Raw genomic sequence first — 2217 nt, 5'->3', positions numbered from 1 at the left:
CCACCCAGTGCCGCGGCCGAGGTACCCACCATGGCCGGGCCGACCGCATATAGCCCACCACCGAGAGCACGCACATAGCCGATCGCCGTCAGCGCCCGCAGCAGCCGGTGGACCGTCGGTTTGGTCATCCCAGTGCACGCGGCGAGGTCACCCAGACGCTGCGGCGCCTGGGCCGTCGCAAGCTCGGCCAGCAGGGTGAAGGCCTTCTGCACCGAACCCAGACCGGCGTCCTTGGCTTCCGCTGTCATGACACCAGTATCGGCCGCCGGTCCACCACGAGATCGCCCCATGTCGGCGACGATACCGCGCCGTTCAGCAATACGGAATGCTTTATAGAAAATACGGAATGGCGCTAGCATGTCGCAGAAGATTTCAGTGTTCCTCATCACATCTACGTAGCGACATGGACCACATGCCGGATGCTCGACGCTGGTCGCGTCGGCCTGCGCTGAGACTCCTGGGCGCATCCGTACCGGCGGCGGCGCTGGCCGGCGTGCTCGGAGGTGGGTGACGAACTCATCGGTTCCAGCCCGTTCGACCTCGAGTCTTTCCACGCCAGGAACGCCATGGTGCCGTTCTTCCACGGATACCTCGGTTATGCCGCGATCGCCGCGCTGGACGTCGCGTGCTGGGACGCCATCGGCAAGATCACGCAGCAGCCGTTGGTGAACCTTCTCGGTGGCCGGATCCGCGAACGCGTCCCGATCACGGCGCTGATCACCAGAGCGGACGCCTCGGGAGCCACCGGTCGGGATCTTCCAGTCGCGCTCGCCGAGCACGCAGCCGCCGTCGTCGGGCAGGGCGGCTTCACCGCGGTCAAGCTGAAAGGCACCCGTGACGTCTTCGGCGACGTGGCCATCCTGCGCGCGATCCGTGACCGGCTGCCTCACGTCGAACCGCGAGTCGACCCCAACGCGGCCTGGTCGGTCCCCGACTCGATCCGGGCCGGTGTCCAGCTCGAGGAGCTCGACTTGGAGTATCTGGAGGACCCCTGCCCGGGCTTGGACGGCATGGCGCAGGTTCGGAGCAAAGTACGCATCCCGCTCTGCACCAACATGTGCGTCGTCCGGTTCGAGGATGTCGCCCCAGCGATCAAACTCGGGTCGGTCGATGTCGTGCATGGTCACATCTACAAGTGGGGCGGGGTCACCGCCACCAAGAACCTAGCGGCGCACTGCTCGACGTTCGGCCTGGGCATGAACCTGCACAGCGGCGGCGAGCTCGGAGTAGCCGCGGCCGCTCACCTCGCCGTGGCCGGCAGCACCCCGATACTGGACCGCGCCATCGACAGCATGTACTACCTGCACGCCGACATCATCGAGCCGCTCGACCTCACGGACGGCTCACTCGGCGTGCCTGCCGGTCATGGACTTGGCGTAGACGTGGACGAAGACAAGCTCACCTACTTCGCCTCCCTCAACGAGAAGGAGGGAGACCTGACGCAGTGAGTCTGATCACCCGCCGCCGTGGCCGTGTCAGCCGGCCACGCGCATGTACTCGTAGTCATCACGTGCCGCTTCCAGCAACGTCTTCCACGACGTGACATTCGGACGGCGACGCAGCAGTGCCCGGCGTTCCCGCTCGGTCATGCCACCCCAGATACCGAACTCCGTCCGATTGTCCAGGGCGTCCGCCAGACATTCGGTGCGAACCGGGCACCCGAAGCAGACCGCTTTCGCGCGGTTCTGGGCCGCGCCGGGAACGAACAACTCGTCCGGCTCAGCACTGCGACACGCCGCTTCGCTCATCCAGTCATTGAGTTCTGTCATACCTCAACCACCCCCGTGACCTGGGCGGTATGCCGGAGCACCCGCCTCCCTGCTTGCATACTGTGACGATATGCAAAGTACTTAGTCACAGGCTAGACCTGATCGCACCGAATGGAATCGTCCACTTGACCCATTGCTTGACTGCGTTTGCATGTGATAAAGCACGCGCGTGTGCGCGCTCGCTTTGTGATGTCAACTTGAGACGCTAGTCTGCTCTCATGGCCCTTAGTCCCGCTGGCATCATCACCGGCCTCCGCAGAGTCTTCCTCGTCATCGGCGTGAGCGCCCTCGCAGGCATCCTCGTCGCCGGCATAGCATTGCCCGTCGTCGGCGCACTCGGCCTCGGCGCTAGAGAGAGTTCCGAATGGTTCCAGGACCTCGAGCTCGACTTCGAACCGGGTGAGCTCTCCGAGACATCCACGATCCTGGACGCCGATGACCGCGAACT

Annotated in this window: 3 protein-coding genes and 1 pseudogene; 2 read left to right on the top strand and 2 right to left on the bottom strand. The window is 64.6% G+C overall.

Annotated features, from left to right (window positions below):
* The coding region (locus tag ELR45_RS35165) for a helix-turn-helix domain-containing protein (RefSeq protein ID WP_205856562.1) at positions 1–248 on the bottom strand (248 nt) is incomplete at its 3' end.
* Between the two features lie 264 nt (positions 249–512).
* Here ELR45_RS35165 and ELR45_RS13685 point away from each other — a divergent pair.
* A pseudogene (locus tag ELR45_RS13685) lies at positions 513–1448 on the top strand (mandelate racemase/muconate lactonizing enzyme family protein); the annotation flags it as partial.
* Positions 1449–1475: 27 nt separating this feature from the next.
* Here the strand turns inward: ELR45_RS13685 and ELR45_RS13680 are convergent.
* A complete protein-coding gene (locus ELR45_RS13680) occupies positions 1476–1769 on the bottom strand; it encodes a WhiB family transcriptional regulator (protein WP_129666868.1) in 294 nt (97 codons plus the stop codon).
* 218 nt (positions 1770–1987) lie between these two features.
* Between ELR45_RS13680 and ELR45_RS35160 the strand changes: the two genes are divergently transcribed.
* Positions 1988–2217: hypothetical protein (locus ELR45_RS35160; RefSeq protein ID WP_165367755.1), on the top strand; the 230-nt coding region annotated here is incomplete at its 3' end.

The organism is Phytoactinopolyspora endophytica (assembly GCF_004138495.1).
Classification (GTDB): Bacteria; Actinomycetota; Actinomycetes; order Jiangellales; family Jiangellaceae; genus Phytoactinopolyspora; species Phytoactinopolyspora endophytica.
The sequence above is the reverse complement of the archived record's forward strand: the minus strand, read 5'-3'. Positions and strand labels throughout refer to the sequence as shown.